The sequence below is a fragment of the Salmonella sp. SSDFZ69 genome (genome assembly GCF_004010755.1).
In the GTDB taxonomy this organism is placed as follows: Bacteria; Pseudomonadota; Gammaproteobacteria; order Enterobacterales; family Enterobacteriaceae; genus Salmonella; species Salmonella enterica.
The window spans coordinates 3008331-3024468 of sequence record NZ_CP034831.1 but is presented as its reverse complement, the minus strand read 5'-3'; the positions used below and the strand labels follow the sequence as shown (position 1 = coordinate 3024468).

The 16138-nt window shown below is 53.0% G+C and carries 19 protein-coding genes and 1 riboswitch; of the genes, 10 read left to right on the top strand and 9 right to left on the bottom strand.

Annotated features, from left to right (window positions below):
• Nucleotides 1-65: 65 nt before the first annotated feature.
• Nucleotides 66-974, bottom strand: coding sequence for a uridine diphosphate-N-acetylglucosamine-binding protein YvcK (gene yvcK / locus EOS98_RS15165; protein WP_001246033.1), 909 nt, complete (start codon nucleotides 972-974; stop codon nucleotides 66-68).
• 264 nt (nucleotides 975-1238) lie between these two features.
• A riboswitch (molybdenum cofactor riboswitch) is annotated at nucleotides 1239-1383 on the top strand.
• Here yvcK and moaA point away from each other — a divergent pair.
• The 9 genes from moaA to EOS98_RS15120 all read left to right on the top strand — a co-directional run bounded on the left by moaA (nucleotide 1371) and on the right by EOS98_RS15120 (nucleotide 6879).
• Nucleotides 1371-2360, top strand: coding sequence for a GTP 3',8-cyclase MoaA (gene moaA / locus EOS98_RS15160; protein WP_126524176.1), 990 nt, complete (start codon nucleotides 1371-1373; stop codon nucleotides 2358-2360). It overlaps the preceding riboswitch by 13 nt.
• A 21-nt stretch (nucleotides 2361-2381) precedes the next feature.
• Nucleotides 2382-2894, top strand: coding sequence for a molybdenum cofactor biosynthesis protein B (moaB, locus tag EOS98_RS15155; protein WP_000084604.1), 513 nt, complete (start codon nucleotides 2382-2384; stop codon nucleotides 2892-2894).
• Between the two features lie 2 nt (nucleotides 2895-2896).
• The gene (moaC, locus tag EOS98_RS15150; RefSeq protein WP_000080894.1) at nucleotides 2897-3382 is read left to right on the top strand and encodes a cyclic pyranopterin monophosphate synthase MoaC; all 486 of its coding nucleotides are present in this window, start codon (nucleotides 2897-2899) and stop codon (nucleotides 3380-3382) included.
• Entirely contained in the window at nucleotides 3375-3620 is a 246-nt protein-coding gene (gene moaD, locus EOS98_RS15145) for a molybdopterin synthase sulfur carrier subunit (RefSeq protein ID WP_000598596.1), read from the top strand. Before moaC ends, moaD begins: the two co-directional genes overlap by 8 nt.
• 1 nt (nucleotide 3621) lies before the next feature.
• Complete coding sequence (gene moaE / locus EOS98_RS15140; RefSeq protein ID WP_000545202.1) at nucleotides 3622-4074, top strand: molybdopterin synthase catalytic subunit MoaE; 453 nt, start codon at nucleotides 3622-3624, stop codon at nucleotides 4072-4074.
• A gap of 47 nt (nucleotides 4075-4121) precedes the next feature.
• On the top strand, nucleotides 4122-4826 hold the full coding sequence (locus EOS98_RS15135) for a Bax inhibitor-1 family protein (protein ID WP_000373611.1): 705 nt from the start codon (nucleotides 4122-4124) through the stop codon (nucleotides 4824-4826).
• 145 nt (nucleotides 4827-4971) lie between these two features.
• On the top strand, nucleotides 4972-5679 hold the full coding sequence (locus tag EOS98_RS15130; protein ID WP_109188075.1) for a Bax inhibitor-1 family protein: 708 nt from the start codon (nucleotides 4972-4974) through the stop codon (nucleotides 5677-5679).
• A 23-nt stretch (nucleotides 5680-5702) separates the two neighbouring features.
• A complete protein-coding gene (locus tag EOS98_RS15125) occupies nucleotides 5703-6311 on the top strand; it encodes a membrane protein (protein WP_010988984.1) in 609 nt (202 codons plus the stop codon).
• 7 nt (nucleotides 6312-6318) lie between these two features.
• Nucleotides 6319-6879: a hypothetical protein gene (locus EOS98_RS15120; RefSeq protein WP_001052196.1), complete on the top strand. Its 561-nt coding sequence runs from the start codon at nucleotides 6319-6321 to the stop codon at nucleotides 6877-6879.
• A gap of 2 nt (nucleotides 6880-6881) precedes the next feature.
• Here the strand turns inward: EOS98_RS15120 and EOS98_RS15115 are convergent, their stop codons facing one another.
• From EOS98_RS15115 to EOS98_RS15105, 3 genes are read right to left on the bottom strand one after another with little or no spacing between them, the layout of a single operon-like run.
• The gene (locus EOS98_RS15115; protein ID WP_001129817.1) at nucleotides 6882-7844 is read right to left on the bottom strand and encodes a lysylphosphatidylglycerol synthase transmembrane domain-containing protein; all 963 of its coding nucleotides are present in this window, start codon (nucleotides 7842-7844) and stop codon (nucleotides 6882-6884) included.
• Nucleotides 7844-9085, bottom strand: a complete 1242-nt coding sequence (clsB, locus tag EOS98_RS15110) for a cardiolipin synthase ClsB (protein WP_000649639.1) — start codon at nucleotides 9083-9085, stop codon at nucleotides 7844-7846. The genes EOS98_RS15115 and clsB overlap by 1 nt, the downstream gene beginning before the upstream one ends.
• Nucleotides 9082-9840, bottom strand: coding sequence for an endonuclease/exonuclease/phosphatase family protein (locus tag EOS98_RS15105; protein WP_000192039.1), 759 nt, complete (start codon nucleotides 9838-9840; stop codon nucleotides 9082-9084). The genes clsB and EOS98_RS15105 overlap by 4 nt, the downstream gene beginning before the upstream one ends.
• A 132-nt stretch (nucleotides 9841-9972) precedes the next feature.
• On the opposite strand from EOS98_RS15105, the gene EOS98_RS15100 reads away from it, so the two are divergent.
• A complete protein-coding gene (locus tag EOS98_RS15100) occupies nucleotides 9973-10383 on the top strand; it encodes a YbhQ family protein (RefSeq protein ID WP_126524175.1) in 411 nt (136 codons plus the stop codon).
• On the opposite strand, the gene EOS98_RS15095 is transcribed toward EOS98_RS15100, so the two are convergent.
• The 5 genes from EOS98_RS15095 to cecR all read right to left on the bottom strand — a co-directional run bounded on the left by EOS98_RS15095 (nucleotide 10345) and on the right by cecR (nucleotide 16088).
• A complete protein-coding gene (locus tag EOS98_RS15095) occupies nucleotides 10345-11451 on the bottom strand; it encodes an ABC transporter permease (protein ID WP_000469050.1) in 1107 nt (368 codons plus the stop codon). The genes EOS98_RS15100 and EOS98_RS15095 overlap by 39 nt on opposite strands.
• A 115-nt stretch (nucleotides 11452-11566) precedes the next feature.
• On the bottom strand, nucleotides 11567-12697 hold the full coding sequence (locus EOS98_RS15090; protein WP_000045762.1) for an ABC transporter permease: 1131 nt from the start codon (nucleotides 12695-12697) through the stop codon (nucleotides 11567-11569).
• Nucleotides 12690-14426, bottom strand: a complete 1737-nt coding sequence (locus EOS98_RS15085) for an ATP-binding cassette domain-containing protein (protein WP_001287612.1) — start codon at nucleotides 14424-14426, stop codon at nucleotides 12690-12692. The genes EOS98_RS15090 and EOS98_RS15085 overlap by 8 nt, the downstream gene beginning before the upstream one ends.
• On the bottom strand, nucleotides 14419-15414 hold the full coding sequence (hlyD, locus tag EOS98_RS15080) for a secretion protein HlyD (protein WP_126524174.1): 996 nt from the start codon (nucleotides 15412-15414) through the stop codon (nucleotides 14419-14421). Before hlyD ends, EOS98_RS15085 begins: the two co-directional genes overlap by 8 nt.
• A complete protein-coding gene (gene cecR, locus EOS98_RS15075) occupies nucleotides 15414-16088 on the bottom strand; it encodes a transcriptional regulator CecR (RefSeq protein ID WP_020898574.1) in 675 nt (224 codons plus the stop codon). Before cecR ends, hlyD begins: the two co-directional genes overlap by 1 nt.
• Between the last annotated feature and the right edge of the window lie 50 nt (nucleotides 16089-16138).

Sequence of the window (16138 nt, the reverse complement as noted above, 5' to 3'; positions counted from 1 at the left end):
GAGAGCCTGTTTACCCTTCGGTGTAAACAGGCTTTTGATAAGCGCAGCATCGTCGGTAAACGGGCTTAACCTAACGCCTGTAGCGCTTTTTCCAGCGCATTGTGTAATAACTGACGATCGTGGCGATAGGGGATATCGCTGGCCTCCAGCACTTCCTGAATCACCAGCCGATCGTTCACCGCACTGACGTCAACTCGCGGCCCAACCACTACTGCGTCAATGACTTTTTTGCCAATATATTGCTCCATCATTGCCAGCTTATCGACCAGCGTTAAACTGGCGGCGGGCAGACTCAGTTCGCGACCCAGATTGCCGATATACACCATTGGCGCTGGGGTGCGCCGCAGCGCCTGCGCCAGTTCATCCAGCAGCAGGCAAGGCATCAGGCTGGTATAAAAACTGCCAGGGCCAATCAGAATCAGATCCGCGTCATTAATGGCCTGTACCGCTTCCCGCGTCGCCGGAACGTTTGGCGTTAACATGATCTCCTGCGGCGGCGTCGCTAACTGATCGATATTCACCTCGCCATAAATCTCATGCCCCTGATCGTCAATCGCCATCAGATCTACCGGTAGCTCCGACATCGGGATCAGCTGCGCGTCCACTTTAAGCAGATTACGAATTAAATTAATCGCTTCCAGAGGCCGCACGCTCAGGTGATCTAACGCCTTTAACATCAAATTTCCGAGGTTATGACCAGAAAGTTCGCCATTACCGCCAAAACGATACTCAAACATAGCGGATGCGACGCTGGGTTCGGTAATTAACTGATTCAGACAGTTGCGCATATCGCCCCATGCGATCCCGCCTTCCGAGCGGCGAATACGGCCAGTTGACCCCCCGTTATCTGTGGTAGTCACAATGCCGGTCAGGCGCGAACCTAATGAAGAAAGCGAGGAGAGGACGCGTCCTAATCCATGCCCTCCGCCGAGGGCAACGACACGATCAAGGTCAGCCAGCGTACGATTGCGCATAAAAATTCCTGAAGTCAAATAAGCAGCGCTACAGTAGCGCAAGTCGCGGGTTTTCAGCAATTAGCCGACCGGCTAAAAGACAATTAATTATTCCCGACTACCCCTTTATAGCGAGGGCGTTACCACGGCTAAATGATGTATATCAATGTAAAAGTGTGATTTTCACGTATTCTGTTGCTAAATAGCACGATCATATCGCTATGTATATATTTATATAGCGAAAGCGTGATGGCGAAATTGTCATTTACACGCTAGTATCGGCGTAACCACAGTAAACACTCTAGCCTCTGCACCTGGGTCATTTTTGATATGGTGCTTTGGCCGTGACAACGTTTAACGTTTGCCACCAGGGCGCAGGAAGAAATGACTCCGCCTCCCGTATTTGGAAAGGTGTACATGGCTTCACAACTTACCGATGCTTTCGCGCGTAAGTTTTACTACTTGCGTTTGTCGATTACCGATGTGTGTAACTTTCGTTGCACCTACTGTCTGCCGGATGGCTACAAACCTGGCGGCGTCACTAACAACGGTTTCCTTACCGTCGATGAAATTCGTCGCGTTACGCGCGCTTTTGCCAGTCTTGGCACGGAGAAGGTGCGTCTTACCGGCGGCGAGCCTTCATTACGCCGCGATTTTACCGACATCATTGCCGCCGTGGGTGAAAATGATGCTATTCGCCAGATTGCGGTGACCACTAACGGTTATCGACTGGCGCGCGATGCCGCGAGCTGGCGCGAAGCGGGGCTGACGGGCGTCAATGTTAGCGTGGATAGTCTGGATGCGCGTCAGTTCCATGCGATTACCGGTCAGGACAAATTCCGCCAGGTGATGGCGGGCATCGATGCCGCCTTTGACGCCGGTTTCGAAAAGGTGAAAGTCAACACCGTGCTGATGCGCGACGTGAATCACCATCAGTTGGATACCTTCCTTGCCTGGATTCAGCCTCGCCCCATTCAGCTACGCTTCATTGAACTTATGGAGACGGGCGAGGGGAGCGATCTCTTCCGCAAACATCATATTTCGGGTCAGGTATTACGCGACGAGCTGATTAAGCGCGGCTGGATCCACCAGCTCCGCCAGCGTAGCGATGGCCCGGCGCAGGTTTTTTGTCATCCCGATTACGCCGGTGAGATCGGTCTCATTATGCCGTATGAAAAAGATTTCTGCGCCACCTGTAACCGCCTGCGTGTTTCGTCCGTCGGGAAGCTGCATTTATGTCTGTTTGGCGACGGCGGCGTGACTTTACGCGACCTGTTACAGGATGACGCGCAGCAATACGCGCTTGAGGAACGTATTTCCGACGCGTTGCGGGAGAAAAAGCAGACCCACTTCCTTCACCAGAGCAATACTGGTATTACGCAAAATTTATCTTACATTGGCGGTTAATCCTTAATAAGGAGATTTCAGATGAGTCAGGTCAGCGCTGAATTTATCCCGACCCGCATCGCTATTCTTACTGTTTCCAGCCGACGCGGCGAAGAAGACGATACCTCCGGTCATTATCTGCGTGATTCGGCGCAGGAGGCCGGGCATGAAGTGGTGGCGAAAGCCATCGTTAAAGAGAACCGTTACGCGATTCGCGCCCAGGTTTCCGCCTGGATCGCCAGTGATGAGGTGCAGGTCGTATTGATAACTGGTGGGACCGGTTTGACCGAAGGCGATCAGGCGCCGGAAGCGCTGTTGCCGCTGTTCGATCGTGAAGTGGAAGGATTTGGCGAAGTGTTTCGCATGCTCTCGTTTGAAGAGATCGGCACCGCAACTCTGCAGTCGCGCGCGGTAGCTGGCGTGGCGAATAACACCTTGATTTTCGCCATGCCGGGCTCCACAAAAGCGTGCAGAACCGCATGGGAGAATATCATTGCGCCGCAGCTGGATGCCCGTACACGCCCATGTAATTTTCACCCTCATTTAAAGAAATAACGATGTCGCAATTAACCCATATAAACGCCGCAGGCGAAGCGCACATGGTGGACGTTTCCGCGAAAGCGGAAACCGTTCGTGAAGCGCGTGCGGAAGCATTCGTTACCATGCGTAGTGAAACGCTGGCGATGATTGTTGATGGCAAACACCACAAGGGCGATGTTTTCGCCACCGCCCGAATTGCCGGTATTCAGGCCGCCAAACGCACCTGGGAGCTGATCCCGCTGTGCCACCCGCTACTGCTAAGTAAAGTGGAGATTCAGCTTCAGGCCGAGCCGGAGCATAACCGCGTGCGTATTGAGTCTCTGTGCCGTCTGACCGGTAAAACCGGCGTCGAAATGGAAGCATTAACTGCGGCGTCCGTCGCGGCGTTAACCATCTACGACATGTGTAAAGCGGTACAAAAAGATATGGTAATTGGTCCGGTGCGCCTGCTGGCGAAAAGCGGCGGCAAATCGGGGGATTTTAAGGTGGATGCGCATGATTAAGGTGCTTTTCTTCGCCCAGGTTCGCGAGCTAACAGGAACTGACGCGCTGGATCTTCCAGCAGATTTTTCCACCGTTGAGTCGCTGCGACAGCATCTGGCGACAAAGAGCGATCGTTGGGCGCTGGCGCTGGAAGACGGCAAGCTGTTGGCGGCGGTCAACCAGACGCTGGTAAGTTTTGACCATCCGCTGACGGCGGGCGATGAAGTGGCGTTTTTCCCGCCAGTCACGGGGGGCTAACATGCACGAAACGCGAATTGTAGTCGGTCCTGCGCCGTTTAGCGTCGGGGAGGAATATTCCTGGCTGGCGGCGCGCGACGAAGACGGCGCGGTCGTCACCTTTACCGGAAAAGTGCGCAATCATAACCTGGGCGATAGCGTTAAGGCGCTGACGCTGGAGCATTATCCCGGCATGACTGAGAAAGCTCTGGCGGAGATCGTCGCGAAGGCGCGTTCCCGCTGGCCGCTGGGGCGGGTCACGGTGATTCATCGCGTTGGCGAATTATGGCCGGGCGATGAGATTGTGTTTGTCGGCGTCACCAGCGCGCACCGCAGTAGCGCGTTCGACGCCGGTCAGTTCATTATGGATTATCTGAAAACCCGTGCGCCGTTCTGGAAGCGTGAAGCCACGCCGGAAGGCGATCGCTGGGTCGAAGCGCGCGACAGCGACCAGCAGTTGGCGAAACGTTGGTAGCAGAATGTGATACGCTTTAGGGTATCATTTCCACACAGGAGTTCATCATGGACAGATTTCCACGATCTGATTCAATAGTGCAGGCGCGGTCCGGCCTGCAGACCTATATGGCGCAAGTGTATGGCTGGATGACGGTCGGACTGTTACTGACCGCGTTTATCGCGTGGTATGCGGCTAATACGCCAGCCGTCATGATGTTTGTCTTTTCCAGTAAGATCACCTTCTTTGGCTTAATTATTGCCCAGCTTGCGCTGGTGTTTGTTCTGTCGGGACTGGTGCATAAACTTAGCGCCGGAATGGCGACGACGCTGTTTATGCTCTATTCGGCGCTAACCGGATTGACGTTATCCAGTATTTTTATCGTTTACACCTACTCCTCTATCGCCAGCACGTTTGTGGTGACGGGGGGAATGTTTGGCGCCATGAGCCTGTACGGGTACACCACTAAACGCGATCTTAGCGGTTTCGGCAATATGCTGTTTATGGCGCTTATTGGTATCGTTCTGGCGTCGCTGGTCAATTTCTGGCTGAAGAGTGAAGCGCTGATGTGGGCGGTAACCTATATCGGGGTGGTGGTGTTTGTCGGTCTGACCGCCTATGACACGCAGAAACTGAAAAATATCGGCGAGCAAATAGATACCCGCGATAGCGCTAATCTGCGTAAATATTCGATTCTCGGCGCGTTAACGCTGTACCTGGACTTTATCAACCTGTTCCTGATGTTACTGCGTATTTTTGGCAATCGCCGCTAATTATAGCGATCTCTTAAAATCCTGGCCCTGCGCCAGGATTTTTTTAGGACTATATTTAGGGCGAAACAGCATAAATATCTTAGAAATGTTTTCCTGCGCTTGCCATTCTTATCACCGTGATCATGTGAAGAGTGATAAATGACAAGTGGGACCTCTGGCTGCAATACGTATACGGCAAATAGCATTTATTCCCGCGACAATGTTATCCCTTACCTATTGGTATACTGCGTTGGGACTATGGTGTACCGCCGGCATTATATGGTTAACGTTGTATACTCATTTTTTGATAACCCACGTTCAACCTGTTGTTGTTTTGTGGATATCAGCACTTTTGCTTGGTCTGGGGTATGGGGCCGTTACCTGTCTTTCCCGCTTTGGCACTGTTGTCGCAACGTTGATATATATTGCCATCATTACGCTTACCGGCGTGTCATTAGCTTACCTTTTCTCAGGTGGCGCGACCATTTTCGTGATTGTTGGAATCATGTTTAGTCTTAATGCCTTATTTATTTTCTACCTGAATATCAGTTCTGGTCTATTCAGGCCGTTAATTTTTATGGCGGTAAGCGGGATCATCGCTGCGATAGTTGTCAATAGCCTGGTGGCCAGTAGCACTCTGGTCTGGATAGTCAGTATGCTGACGGTATTGGTATGGACATTGATTACAGCACTAGAAAAATCGACACTTCATGGTTATGCCCGCATATTATACCACAGCGAGTTTTCATCCCTGTCTCGTTGCGCTTTATTTGGCGCGCTGACGCTTTACCTTGGCATTATTAATGCTGTGGTTACGCTGTGTCGTTATATCATTTTGATGATTCTGGAAATACTATTATCTTTCAGGCCGTAGGCGTTGCAGGTTTTTTATTCAGGTTGGTGATGATGGGTATAATGAGTAAATTATGTGGCAAACAATTTTGGTTAGCGTTTTGTGAAGCTAAAGACGTCACTCGCGCCATTAAAAATGGCGGCGAGGATTTTAATAAGAAATGCCCGCCAGCGCTGATTTCTCATTTCATTACCGGATTGTCATGGGAACATTCATTACCCAATCCTGCGCCTGTTTGCGCGTTTAGTTTTATGCTTCTTGTGGGAGGTGTGTGCAGTGCGCATTTTGTTTTTGATAAGTTTATCCTGTATTGGCCACTAAATATAATTATTTATTTTGGCAGTGCTATAGGTATTATGCTATGTGTTATGGCTGAGGTATGGCTTATTGCCAAAGGTTTTATTCTGGGGTTGCGCCTCTGCGTTTTACTGTTTTTGTTAAATATTATGCTCTGCGGTACTGGATTATTTGACGTGTTGTGCCATCAAAATAGCGAACTAAAGAGTGATCTGGTTATCGCGATTATTATGGTTGTGCTTTGCCGCTGGGTGATGAATGGCGAAACGTTTACGATGATGATTCGTTTCTGCCTGGGGCGTCGATTAGTGCGAGTCGCATTACAAAAATATCTCACCTCACAGACAAGGAAATGATAAGCCCATGAACCTGATGACGTGGCTAACAGGAAAAACACTGGCGGAGCTGGTGAAAAAAGGGCAGCTGATCCCGCCAGAGATTAAGTTACCTGTGTATCCGGCCAGCCACTACAAAAAAAACTGGTATGAACAAGGTATTCCTCACGGAGGCGTTATTGGGCTTACGGCGATTATGATGACCATGACATGGATCGTCAGTATAAACATGGTTATTGCGCAGTTTGAGCTGCACAATAAAAAGCATCTGGAGCTGGTCTTCTTCCTGGCCGTGGGCTATATCGCTTTTCTTACCCCGTCAAATCAGCTCCTGCTTAAAGGAAGAATGAGCGGGGTCATTATTTACCGCTATGCACTATTGCTGGCCATTATTTCCGTTACGTTGGCAACGTTCTGTACCCTGTCATCAGTATTCATGGGCGAGTTTCACGAAGTGCTCCTGCTGCTGTTTAGCTGGTCATTGCTGCTTTTTTCCCGCTTACAGATGAATACGTCTTTTTTCTCAGCATATGTTTATTTTTACCGGATAAAACGCGTTGTGCTGGAAAGCGAAAACGCGTCTGCTTAAATTTATTTCGCCATCGCCCGCTCGTTTTTCGCCCGCAGCTTCTTCGCCCGGCTCTCCAGGATCAGATAGCACACCAGCGCCAGCAACAGGGGAATAAAATAGTAAAGCACGCGGTATGCGAGCAGGGCGGCGATAATCGTGCCTTGCGACGTATGTTCGCCCGCCAGCAACGCAAGGAATACGGCCTCCAGCACGCCGATGCCTGCCGGAATATGCACGATGACGCCCGCGATACTGCTCACCAGCAGTACGCCCAGCACAAAGAAATAGTTCACATCCTGACCCATCAGCAGCCAGATGATGGCGCCCATCGCCATCCAGTTCGCGCTGGAGATCGCCATCTGCGCCAGCGCGAATTTCCATGACGGCAGCACCAGTTTCTGTCCTTTAATCGTCATATGCCGCCGCTTCGCAAAGGCGCAAAACCACAGATAGACCGCGATAATCAACAATAAAACGATACCGAGAATACGTAGCGTGCCTTCATCGATATACCAGTGGTCGGGAAGCTGGACAATGCCGAAGGTAAAAATGATGCCGCCAAGCAGAATATAGCCCAGCCAGTTAGTGGTAATGCTGAGTGAGAAAATGCGCGTAATAGTACTGCCGGGCAACCCGAGGCGAGAGTATAGTCGGTAACGCATCCCGATCCCGCCGACCCAGGTGCTGAGCGTCAGGTTAAAGGCATAGCAGACGAACGATACCAACATCACCTGTCGCTTCGCCAGCTTATGGCCGCAATAAAGCCGTCCAAGCAGGTCGTAGCAGCCGTACAGAAGATAGCTAACGATCACCAGTCCTACAGCGCTTAAAAGCGCCGTGCGGTTATAGTCGCGGATGACGGTCCAGACATCGCCCCAGTCGACCTTTTTAGCATAAACCACCAGCAGAACGACGACCGCAATAAAAAACAGCCAGGTCAGCACTTTTTTAGCCAGCCGCCAGCGCGGATGCGATTTAGCCATTAGGGCTTCACTCCTGTATTTTCTGGATCAACGCGATCCTGGGTTTCCATTTCTGGCTGGGCAGGCGGGGGAACCTGCGCCAGATGCGGGGTATGCGCAGGTAGCCAGCCGACCAGCGCCGGGAAATGACGTAAAAAGTGGAACGCCAGCACGCTTTTGGTCAGGTTCCACCAGGTGCGTTTCGGCAGCATAGACTCATCGACCTGCTTACAATCATTCACGATGATGCCTTGTAAATTATCGCGCAGGGTCTGGTTAAAGGTACGATCGTGAATGATCAGGTTAGCTTCAAGGTTAAGCGACAGGCTGAGCGGATCGAGATTACTCGACCCTACCGTGGCCCAGTGATCGTCCATCAGCGCCACTTTGCCATGCAGCGGACGGCGTCGGTATTCATAAACCTGCACGCCGCCCTTCACCAGATAGTTATAGAGCAACCGCGCGCCGACTTTGACTATCGGCATGTCTGGTTCCCCCTGGACAATCAGTTTTACGCTCACGCCACGGCGGGCGGCTTTACGCATTGCGTGGAGCAAGCGATAGCCGGGGAAAAAATAGGCGTTAGCGATAATCACCTCACGCTTTGCCTGGGTCAGCATTTTCAGATAATGACGTTCGATATCGTCGCGGTGCTCTTCGTTATCTCGCCAGACAAACAGCGCCTGCGCTTCGCCGGGGTGGCGGTTTTCTTCGGCCTGATGATGGCGCTTCCACCAGCGGCGCGCGGGGCTTTGCCCCGGCAGATTCTCGACTTCGAATTGCAGGATATCGGCCACTACAGGCCCTTCGACCCGTACCGCGTAGTCTTGTTTCGCCTGCGGGCCGTAATCCGACATATGTTCGGCGGAGTAGTTAATGCCGCCGACAAAGGCAATACGATCATCAATCACCACAATTTTGCGGTGCATTCGGCGGAAGATATTGGTTCGCAACCCCAGTAGACGCGGGCGGGGGTCGTAATAGCGAAAAATCACGCCCGCCGAGGTTAATTCGCCGACAAACGCGTCGCTGAGATCGGGAGAGCCGTAGCCGTCGAGTAATACTTCGGCTTTTACGCCGCGCTGTGCGGCTTTTAGCAGAGCGGCATGGAGTTTTTTACCCACCTCATCTTCAAACAAGATAAAGGTTTCCAGAATGATTTTTTGCTGTGCCTGAGCGATAGCCTCAAACACGGCAGGATAGAACTGGTCGCCGTTTTCCAGTAGCTGAATTTGATTACCTTCACGCCAGCCGCATTTCATAGATGGATCTCCGCGCTAAGGGGGGCATGGTCTGATAAATGTCGCCAGTTCCGCAGCGGTAGCGCCGTAGGAGAACTGGCGTTCGCATTCTTGACGTAAATACGATCGAGTCGCAGCAGCGGCATACTCACCGGGAATGTGCGCGCCGGTCGGCCATGGGCACGGGTGAATATCTCCTCCAGCCCGGCCGCGTTTAATGGCGGGCCGGCCTTTTGCCGCCAGTCATTAAAGTCTCCGGCCACCAGCACCGGTTCTGATTCCGGCAAGGCATTCACCCATCCCGCCAGCATGGTTAACTGCGCCTGGCGGTGGCTCTCCCGCAGGCCGAGATGTACGCACATGACGTGGATAGGGCGGTTGAGCATGGGCGGCGTAATGCGGCAATAGAGCACGCCGCGTTTTTCGCTACCGCCGACCGAGACGTCGCGATTTTCATAATGTTCAATGGGATAGCGAGAAAGAACCGCGTTACCGTGATGGCCTTCCGGATAGACCGCATTGCGGCCATAGGCGAAATCGCTCCACATGGTGTCGGCCAAAAATTCATAGTGGGTAGTGTCCGGCCAGTTTTCGATATGCAGCGGATGTACTTCATGCGCGCCCATCACTTCTTGCAGACAGACGATATCGGCGCCGACCGTTCTGACGGCGTCGCGCAGCTCCGGCAGGATGAAGCGTTTATTAAAGGCGGTAAAACCTTTGTGCGTATTAATTGTGAGCACTTTGAATGAAAAATTTCGCGTGTGTTGAGTCATTTTCTTCCTGTCCGCGTCACTATCCTGATTGAAATAGTGTAGTCGTCGTCACAAAAAGATGCGGTCTTACGGAATTTTCCGTAAAGTTCGGTACTCTGAATAATGAGAGAAAAATGCTTCAGGAGAAAAGCCATGAAGTGGCAACAACGCGTTCGTGTCGCAACCGGCCTCGGTTGTTGGCAGATTATGTTGCATTTACTGGTAGTGGCGATGCTGGTAATAGGCTGGATGAGCGGCACATTAGTGCGCGTCGGCCTGGGATTATGCGTGCTTTATGGCGTGACGGTACTGCTGATGCTGGCGTTGCAGCGCCATCATGAGCAACGCTGGTGCGATGTGGCGGATGTGCTGGAAGAGCTGACTACCACCTGGTACTTCGGCACCGCGCTGATTGTGCTCTGGCTGCTATCCCGCGTATTGCAAAACAATGTCTTACTGGCGCTGGCGGGGCTGGCTATCCTGGCCGGGCCCGCCGTGGTCTCGCTACTGGCGAAAGATAAAAAGCTACATCACTTTGCGTCTAAACATCGCATACGCCGCTGACCCCGTGGTGGCCGCTATCACCAGTAGCGGCCACAAACTTCCCCAGACAATTCCCAGACTCGCATCCTTAAGATAAATTTGCTTAGTAATATCAGTAAAGTGGCGGATAGGGTTTATCCACGTCAGGTTTTGCAGCCAGACCGGCATATTTTCCACCGGCGAGACATAACCCGAGAGCAAAATCGCCGGCATCATAAAGACAAAGACGCCGATAAACGCCTGCTGTTGCGTGGCGCAAAGCGATGATATCAGCAAGCCAAAGCCTACCAGCGACAGCCCGTAAATCACCATCGTGAAATAAAACAGCGCTAACGAACCGGCGAAGGGAATTTGGTATGCCCAAATGCCGATAGCCAGCACGATCGTGGCCTGGAAGGTCGCGACAATCAGCGCCGGCACCGCTTTACCAACGAAAATCTGCCAGGTGGTGAGCGGAGAGACCAGCAGCTGATCCAGAGTGCCTTGTTCACGCTCGCGGGCGACGGACAGCGAAGTGACGATCATCACGCCAATAGTGGTGATCATGGCGATCAGCGAGGGCACCACAAACCACTTGTAGTCCAGATTCGGGTTATACCAGTTGCGTACCACCAGTTCGCTATTGTTGGGCTTTGGCTTGCCGTCCATCAATGTCTGCTGATACTCCTTGACGATCTGTTGCAGATAATTGGCGGCGATTTGCGCGCTGTTGGAGTTACGTCCATCAAGAATGAGTTGCATCGGCGCAGGCTGGAAGGTATCCAGATTCCGCGAGAAATCCGCCGGGAAGCGTACCAGCAGCAGCGCTTTTTGCGTATCGATAGTCGGCTGGATCTCCTGCGGACTGTTCAGCAATAGCACATGGGTAAACGCTTTCGCGCGGGCAAAGCGCTGGGTAAGTTCTACCGAATGTTTGCCGTTATCTTCGTTATAGATGGCGATAGTCGCGTTAGTGACTTCAAGCGTCGCGGCGAACGGAAACAGGATGACCTGAATCAGCACCGGCAGAATCAGGATCGCGCGCGTTTGCGGTTCGCGTAAAAGCGATTGCAGTTCTTTGCGAATTAACGTCCATAAACGATGAAACATGTCCGTCCTCTCAGTCCAGTTTGTAGGCCTGATAAGCAAAGCGCATCAGGCATAATGCCGGATGGCGGCGTGAACGCCTTATCCGGCCTACGACGACAATTATCCATACACATATTTAATCCAGTCGTCGTTTGGTTTTTAGCCACGTCAGGCCAATAAACATCACCGCCGAGGCGATTAAAAACAGTACGTTAACGCCTAAAACGACCGGAATATTGCCGGCCAGAAACAGACTTTGCAGGGTGCTGACAAAATAGCGCGCCGGAATAATATAGGTCACCGCGCGGATCACCGCAGGCATACTGTCTATCTGGAAGATAAACCCGGACAGCATAATTGAGGGCAAAAAGGCGGCGTTCAGCGCCACCTGCGCGGCGTTAAACTGGTTGCGAGTGATGGTGGAAATCAACAGCCCCATCCCCAGCGTACTCAGTAAAAACAGACTGGTGATGATAAACAGAATCACCAGCGAACCGCGATACGGCACGCCGAGAATAAACACCGATACCAGCATACAGAGCAGCATCGCCAGCATACCGAGAAAGTAATAGGGAATAAGCTTACACAGCAGCAGTTCAACACGCGTCACTTCGGTTGAGAGCAGCGCCTCCATCGTGCCGCGCTCCCATTCGCGGGCAACGACCAGCGAGGTGAGGATTGCGCCAATTACCGTCATGATAATGGTCACCGCCCCGGGAATGATAAAATGCTGACTGATCGCCGCCGGGTTAAACCAGTAGCGCGTCTGGACGTCGATGAGCGGTTCAAAGGTGTCGCCGCGATCTTCCGCCCGCTGCTGTTGCCAGATTTGCCAGATGCCTTCAACATAACCCTGAACGAAGTTGGCGGTGTTTGGCTCGCTGCCGTCGGTAATCACCTGAATCGGCGCGCTGTCACCGGCGCGCGCCATTTGCTGCGCGAAATCCACCGGAATCACCACCAGTCCGCGAATGCGTCCGGCCTGCATTTTTTCAATTAATTCATGGCGATTATCGCTAATGGTCGCGTCGATATAGGGTGAACCGGTCATCGCATGAGTGAAATCCAGCGCCTCCTGGCTTTGCTGTTCAAGCAGAATCCCCACCCGCAGCTTGCTGGAGTCGAGGTTAATGCCGTAACCAAAAATAAACAGCAACAGCAGCGGGATCACCACCGCAATCAGCCAGCTACTGGGATCGCGCACGATCTGGCGCGTCTCTTTGACGCACAACGCACGCACGCGGCGCCAGGAGAGAGACTTACTCATGCGTATGCTCCTTATCCCAGTCATTGATGAGAGTGATAAAGGCCTGCTCCATCGTTGGATCGGCCTGTTGCTCATCGGCGGCCTGCGCTTTGAGATCGTCCGGCGTACCGCTGGCGATAAGCTTCCCGCGATAAACCAGTCCGATGCGATCGCAATATTCCGCCTCATCCATAAAGTGGGTCGTCACCATTACCGTGACCCCTTTTTCCACCATGCTATTAATGTGCAGCCAAAATTCACGACGGGTGAGGGGATCAACCCCGGACGTTGGTTCATCAAGGAATAAAATATCCGGTTCGTGCATCAGCGAGCAGGCCAGCGCCAGTCGCTGTTTAAAGCCCAGCGGCAGCGCATCGGTGGGATGCGACGCGATGCTTTTCAGACCAAACGCTTCACTCATGCGCTGAATTTTTTCATTTTGCGCGCGGCCCCGCAAACCGTAGACGCCGGAGAAAAAACGCAGGTTCTGCTCAACCGTCAGGTTGCCGTAAAGCGAAAATTTTTGCGCCATATAGCCCAGATGCTGACGGGCTTTGCCGGAGCTGACTTTCAGGTCCATATCCAGCACCAGCGCCTTGCCGGACGTCGGCACCAGCAGGCCGCACATCATTTTAAAGGTGGTTGATTTACCCGCGCCGTTCGGGCCGAGCAGGCCAAAAATCTCGCCGCGCTGTACGACGAAATTAACATGGTCCGTGGCCGCGAAATCGCCAAATTTTTTCGTCAGTTCCTGCGCTTCAATCACCGTTTCGCCGGCAGTGCCTTCAACCGTATGCAGGATTGAACCCAGCGGAGACTCCGAGGTTCCCGCTCCGCCAAGCAGATCGATAAACGCATCTTCGAAGCGCGGCGCGGTCTCATTGAGGGTGATTTCCGGCATTCCTTCGGCCTGACGAATATCTGCTGCGGTCGCCTCTTTTTTCAGGATCAGGCGTACCGAACGCCCCTGAATCATGCCGTCGCTCACCTGCGGCAGTCTGAGCGCTCTCTGTAGTAACTTACGGTTGTTTTCCTGTGGACTGCTCATCAGAAAGCTACGTCCGGCCATCGTTTGCGTCAGCGCTTTAGGTTCGCCCTGATAGAGCAGCTCGCCTTCATTCATCAGCAGTACATCGCGACACTGTTCGGCTTCATCCAGATAGGAGGTGCTCCATAAAATCAGCATCCCGTCGCCCGCCAGTTCGTGGACCATTTGCCACAACTCGCGCCGTGAAATCGGGTCAACGCCAACGCCCGGTTCATCCAACAGCAGCACTTTCGGTTCGCCGACCAGCGTACAGGCCAGCCCCAGTTTTTGCTTCATCCCGCCGGACAATTTTCCTGCCAGACGGCCAGTGAAAGGGCCGAGGGCGGTAAACTCCAACAAACGGGCAAAGGTCTTTTCCCGTATCTCGCCGGTAACGCTGCGCAAATCGGCATAGAGATTAAGGTTCTCCATGACGGTAAGATCTTCATACAGACCGAATTTCTGCGGCATATAGCCCAGAACCGCGTGCAGCTCGCTGTCGTTTTGTATCGGGTCGAAGCCCAATACTGACGCGTTGCCGCCATCGGCTTTGAGCAGGCCCGCCAGCATACGCATCAGCGTGGTTTTTCCTGCGCCGTCCGGCCCTACCAGCCCGGTGACATAACCGGAATGAATGGTACAGTCGAGCGGCGCGACGGCGGGTTTATCCATTCCCGCAAAGCGCTTCGTCAGACCGTGCAGCGTAATAACGGCCTCACTCATGCCGTGCCTCGTCATTAAATTTCACCGTGACTGGCATCCCCTGGCGTAACGCATCGTCCGCATCGGTGACGATAATGCGCAGGCGATAGACGAGATCGGTACGCAGATCCGGCGTTTCGACGGTTTTCGGCGTAAATTCCGCGGTGGGCGAAACGAAACCAATCTTGCCGTGGTAAGGTTTGTCAGGACGACCGTCGGTATACAACAGAATGTCGCGCCCCGGTTGCGTCTGACTGAGGTTGCGTTCATCGACATAGGCGCGCACCCAGACGGGGCGGGTCAGCGAGAGCGTTAATACCGTGCTGCCGGCGTTCAGCATACTGCCAGGCTCGACCGCGCGGGTGAGCAAGGTTCCGTTGGCAGGCGCGATAAGCGTAGTGTCGTGCAAATCAAGCTGCGCCTGCGCCAGTTGGGCCTTTGCCTGTTCCAGGCTGGCTTTCGCCTGGGCGATATCCTGTTCACGATTACCGGTACGGTACTGGCTCAGTTTATCCTGCGCGGACTTCAGCGTCGCCTGCGCCTGATCGCGCGATGAGCGGGCGTTTTCCAGATCGTTAGCGGAAATGGTGCGGCTTTTCCACAATCCTTGCTGACGGTTATAAAAGTTTTGCGCGTAGTCATAAGCGGCTTGCGCCTGTCTGACGGCGGCGGCGGCCTGGGCTATCTCTTCATCGCGATAGCCTGCCAGCATCAAATCATATTGCGCCTGCGCGACCGACACGCCAGCTTTCGCCTGCATTAGCGCGTTTTCGTATGGCGCGTGATCCAGTTCGCCGAGCACCTGTCCGGCTTTGATGGCATCGCCTTCATCAACATTCAGCGACGCCAGCCTGCCGCCGACGCGAAAGCTGATATTGACGGTACGGATATCGACATTACCGTATAGCGTCAGCCCATCGTCCTGCCGACTTTGATACCACCAGGTTCCACCGGCAATCACAGCGACGATCGCTGCGATTGCCAGTCCGATAACGACAGTTTTTTTCATCAGTCCAGACTCCTTTGCGTTAAACCGTGCAGAATAAGATCGATGTGGCAGGTTACCGTCTGGTAAATCAGCTCCGCTTTTTCTTCATCAAACTGCGGCCAGCCGGTACGTAACAGAATAGTTTCTTTGCCGAGACGGAACGCCAGCACTTCGCCCAGTAAGGCATGGGTATGCAAAATCATGCGCGTATCATTGGCGTCGCAGCCGGTATAAGCGGCAACCAATCTTGTCAGATGGGTGTGCAACGGATCGATAACCTGTTCATGAACCAATTGATAGGCCGACGTGGGAGAGAGCTGCTCGCGTGAAATAAATTTGCTCAGGTTAACGGTGTCTTCCTGCGTCAGCAGCATAATCATGTTCTTGCAGGCGAGCAGAATGAGCTCGCGTATGGCGTCCCGGTCAGGGGCAGGCTGGCGAAACAGACGTTCCGCTTTTTCAGCATGGGGGCGAAATTTTTCGCCAAGAAAATCGGCAATCCACTGGGCGCAGGCGAGGTATAAATCCTCTTTTGAGCCGAAATAGTAAGTAATAGCGGCAATATTTTGCCCCGCCAGCGCGGCGATATCGCGCGTGGTGGCATGGAGGCCATACTCGCCAAACTGCGCCAGCGCGGCGGCAATGAGCTGACTTTTCGCCTGCTCGCCCTTGGTGGTCGTAGTGGGAATATTCATCACACGCCCTAAGTCTTAATCAATCGATTGATTAACTTTAGGCGCACATT

Excerpts from the sequence above, each read along its gene's own strand:
- yvcK (WP_001246033.1), bottom strand. The coding sequence starts at position 974 with ATGCGCAATCGTACGCTGGCTGACCTTGATCGTGTCGTTGCCCTCGGC.
- moaA (WP_126524176.1), top strand. The coding sequence starts at position 1,371 with ATGGCTTCACAACTTACCGATGCTTTCGCGCGTAAGTTTTACTACTTG.
- moaB (WP_000084604.1), top strand. The coding sequence starts at position 2,382 with ATGAGTCAGGTCAGCGCTGAATTTATCCCGACCCGCATCGCTATTCTT.
- moaC (WP_000080894.1), top strand. The coding sequence starts at position 2,897 with ATGTCGCAATTAACCCATATAAACGCCGCAGGCGAAGCGCACATGGTG.
- moaD (WP_000598596.1), top strand. The coding sequence starts at position 3,375 with ATGATTAAGGTGCTTTTCTTCGCCCAGGTTCGCGAGCTAACAGGAACT.
- moaE (WP_000545202.1), top strand. The coding sequence starts at position 3,622 with ATGCACGAAACGCGAATTGTAGTCGGTCCTGCGCCGTTTAGCGTCGGG.
- EOS98_RS15135 (WP_000373611.1), top strand. The coding sequence starts at position 4,122 with ATGGACAGATTTCCACGATCTGATTCAATAGTGCAGGCGCGGTCCGGC.
- EOS98_RS15120 (WP_001052196.1), top strand. The coding sequence starts at position 6,319 with ATGAACCTGATGACGTGGCTAACAGGAAAAACACTGGCGGAGCTGGTG.
- EOS98_RS15115 (WP_001129817.1), bottom strand. The coding sequence starts at position 7,844 with ATGGCTAAATCGCATCCGCGCTGGCGGCTGGCTAAAAAAGTGCTGACC.
- clsB (WP_000649639.1), bottom strand. The coding sequence starts at position 9,085 with ATGAAATGCGGCTGGCGTGAAGGTAATCAAATTCAGCTACTGGAAAAC.
- EOS98_RS15105 (WP_000192039.1), bottom strand. The coding sequence starts at position 9,840 with ATGACTCAACACACGCGAAATTTTTCATTCAAAGTGCTCACAATTAAT.
- EOS98_RS15100 (WP_126524175.1), top strand. The coding sequence starts at position 9,973 with ATGAAGTGGCAACAACGCGTTCGTGTCGCAACCGGCCTCGGTTGTTGG.
- EOS98_RS15095 (WP_000469050.1), bottom strand. The coding sequence starts at position 11,451 with ATGTTTCATCGTTTATGGACGTTAATTCGCAAAGAACTGCAATCGCTT.
- EOS98_RS15090 (WP_000045762.1), bottom strand. The coding sequence starts at position 12,697 with ATGAGTAAGTCTCTCTCCTGGCGCCGCGTGCGTGCGTTGTGCGTCAAA.
- EOS98_RS15085 (WP_001287612.1), bottom strand. The coding sequence starts at position 14,426 with ATGAGTGAGGCCGTTATTACGCTGCACGGTCTGACGAAGCGCTTTGCG.
- hlyD (WP_126524174.1), bottom strand. The coding sequence starts at position 15,414 with ATGAAAAAAACTGTCGTTATCGGACTGGCAATCGCAGCGATCGTCGCT.
- cecR (WP_020898574.1), bottom strand. The coding sequence starts at position 16,088 with ATGAATATTCCCACTACGACCACCAAGGGCGAGCAGGCGAAAAGTCAG.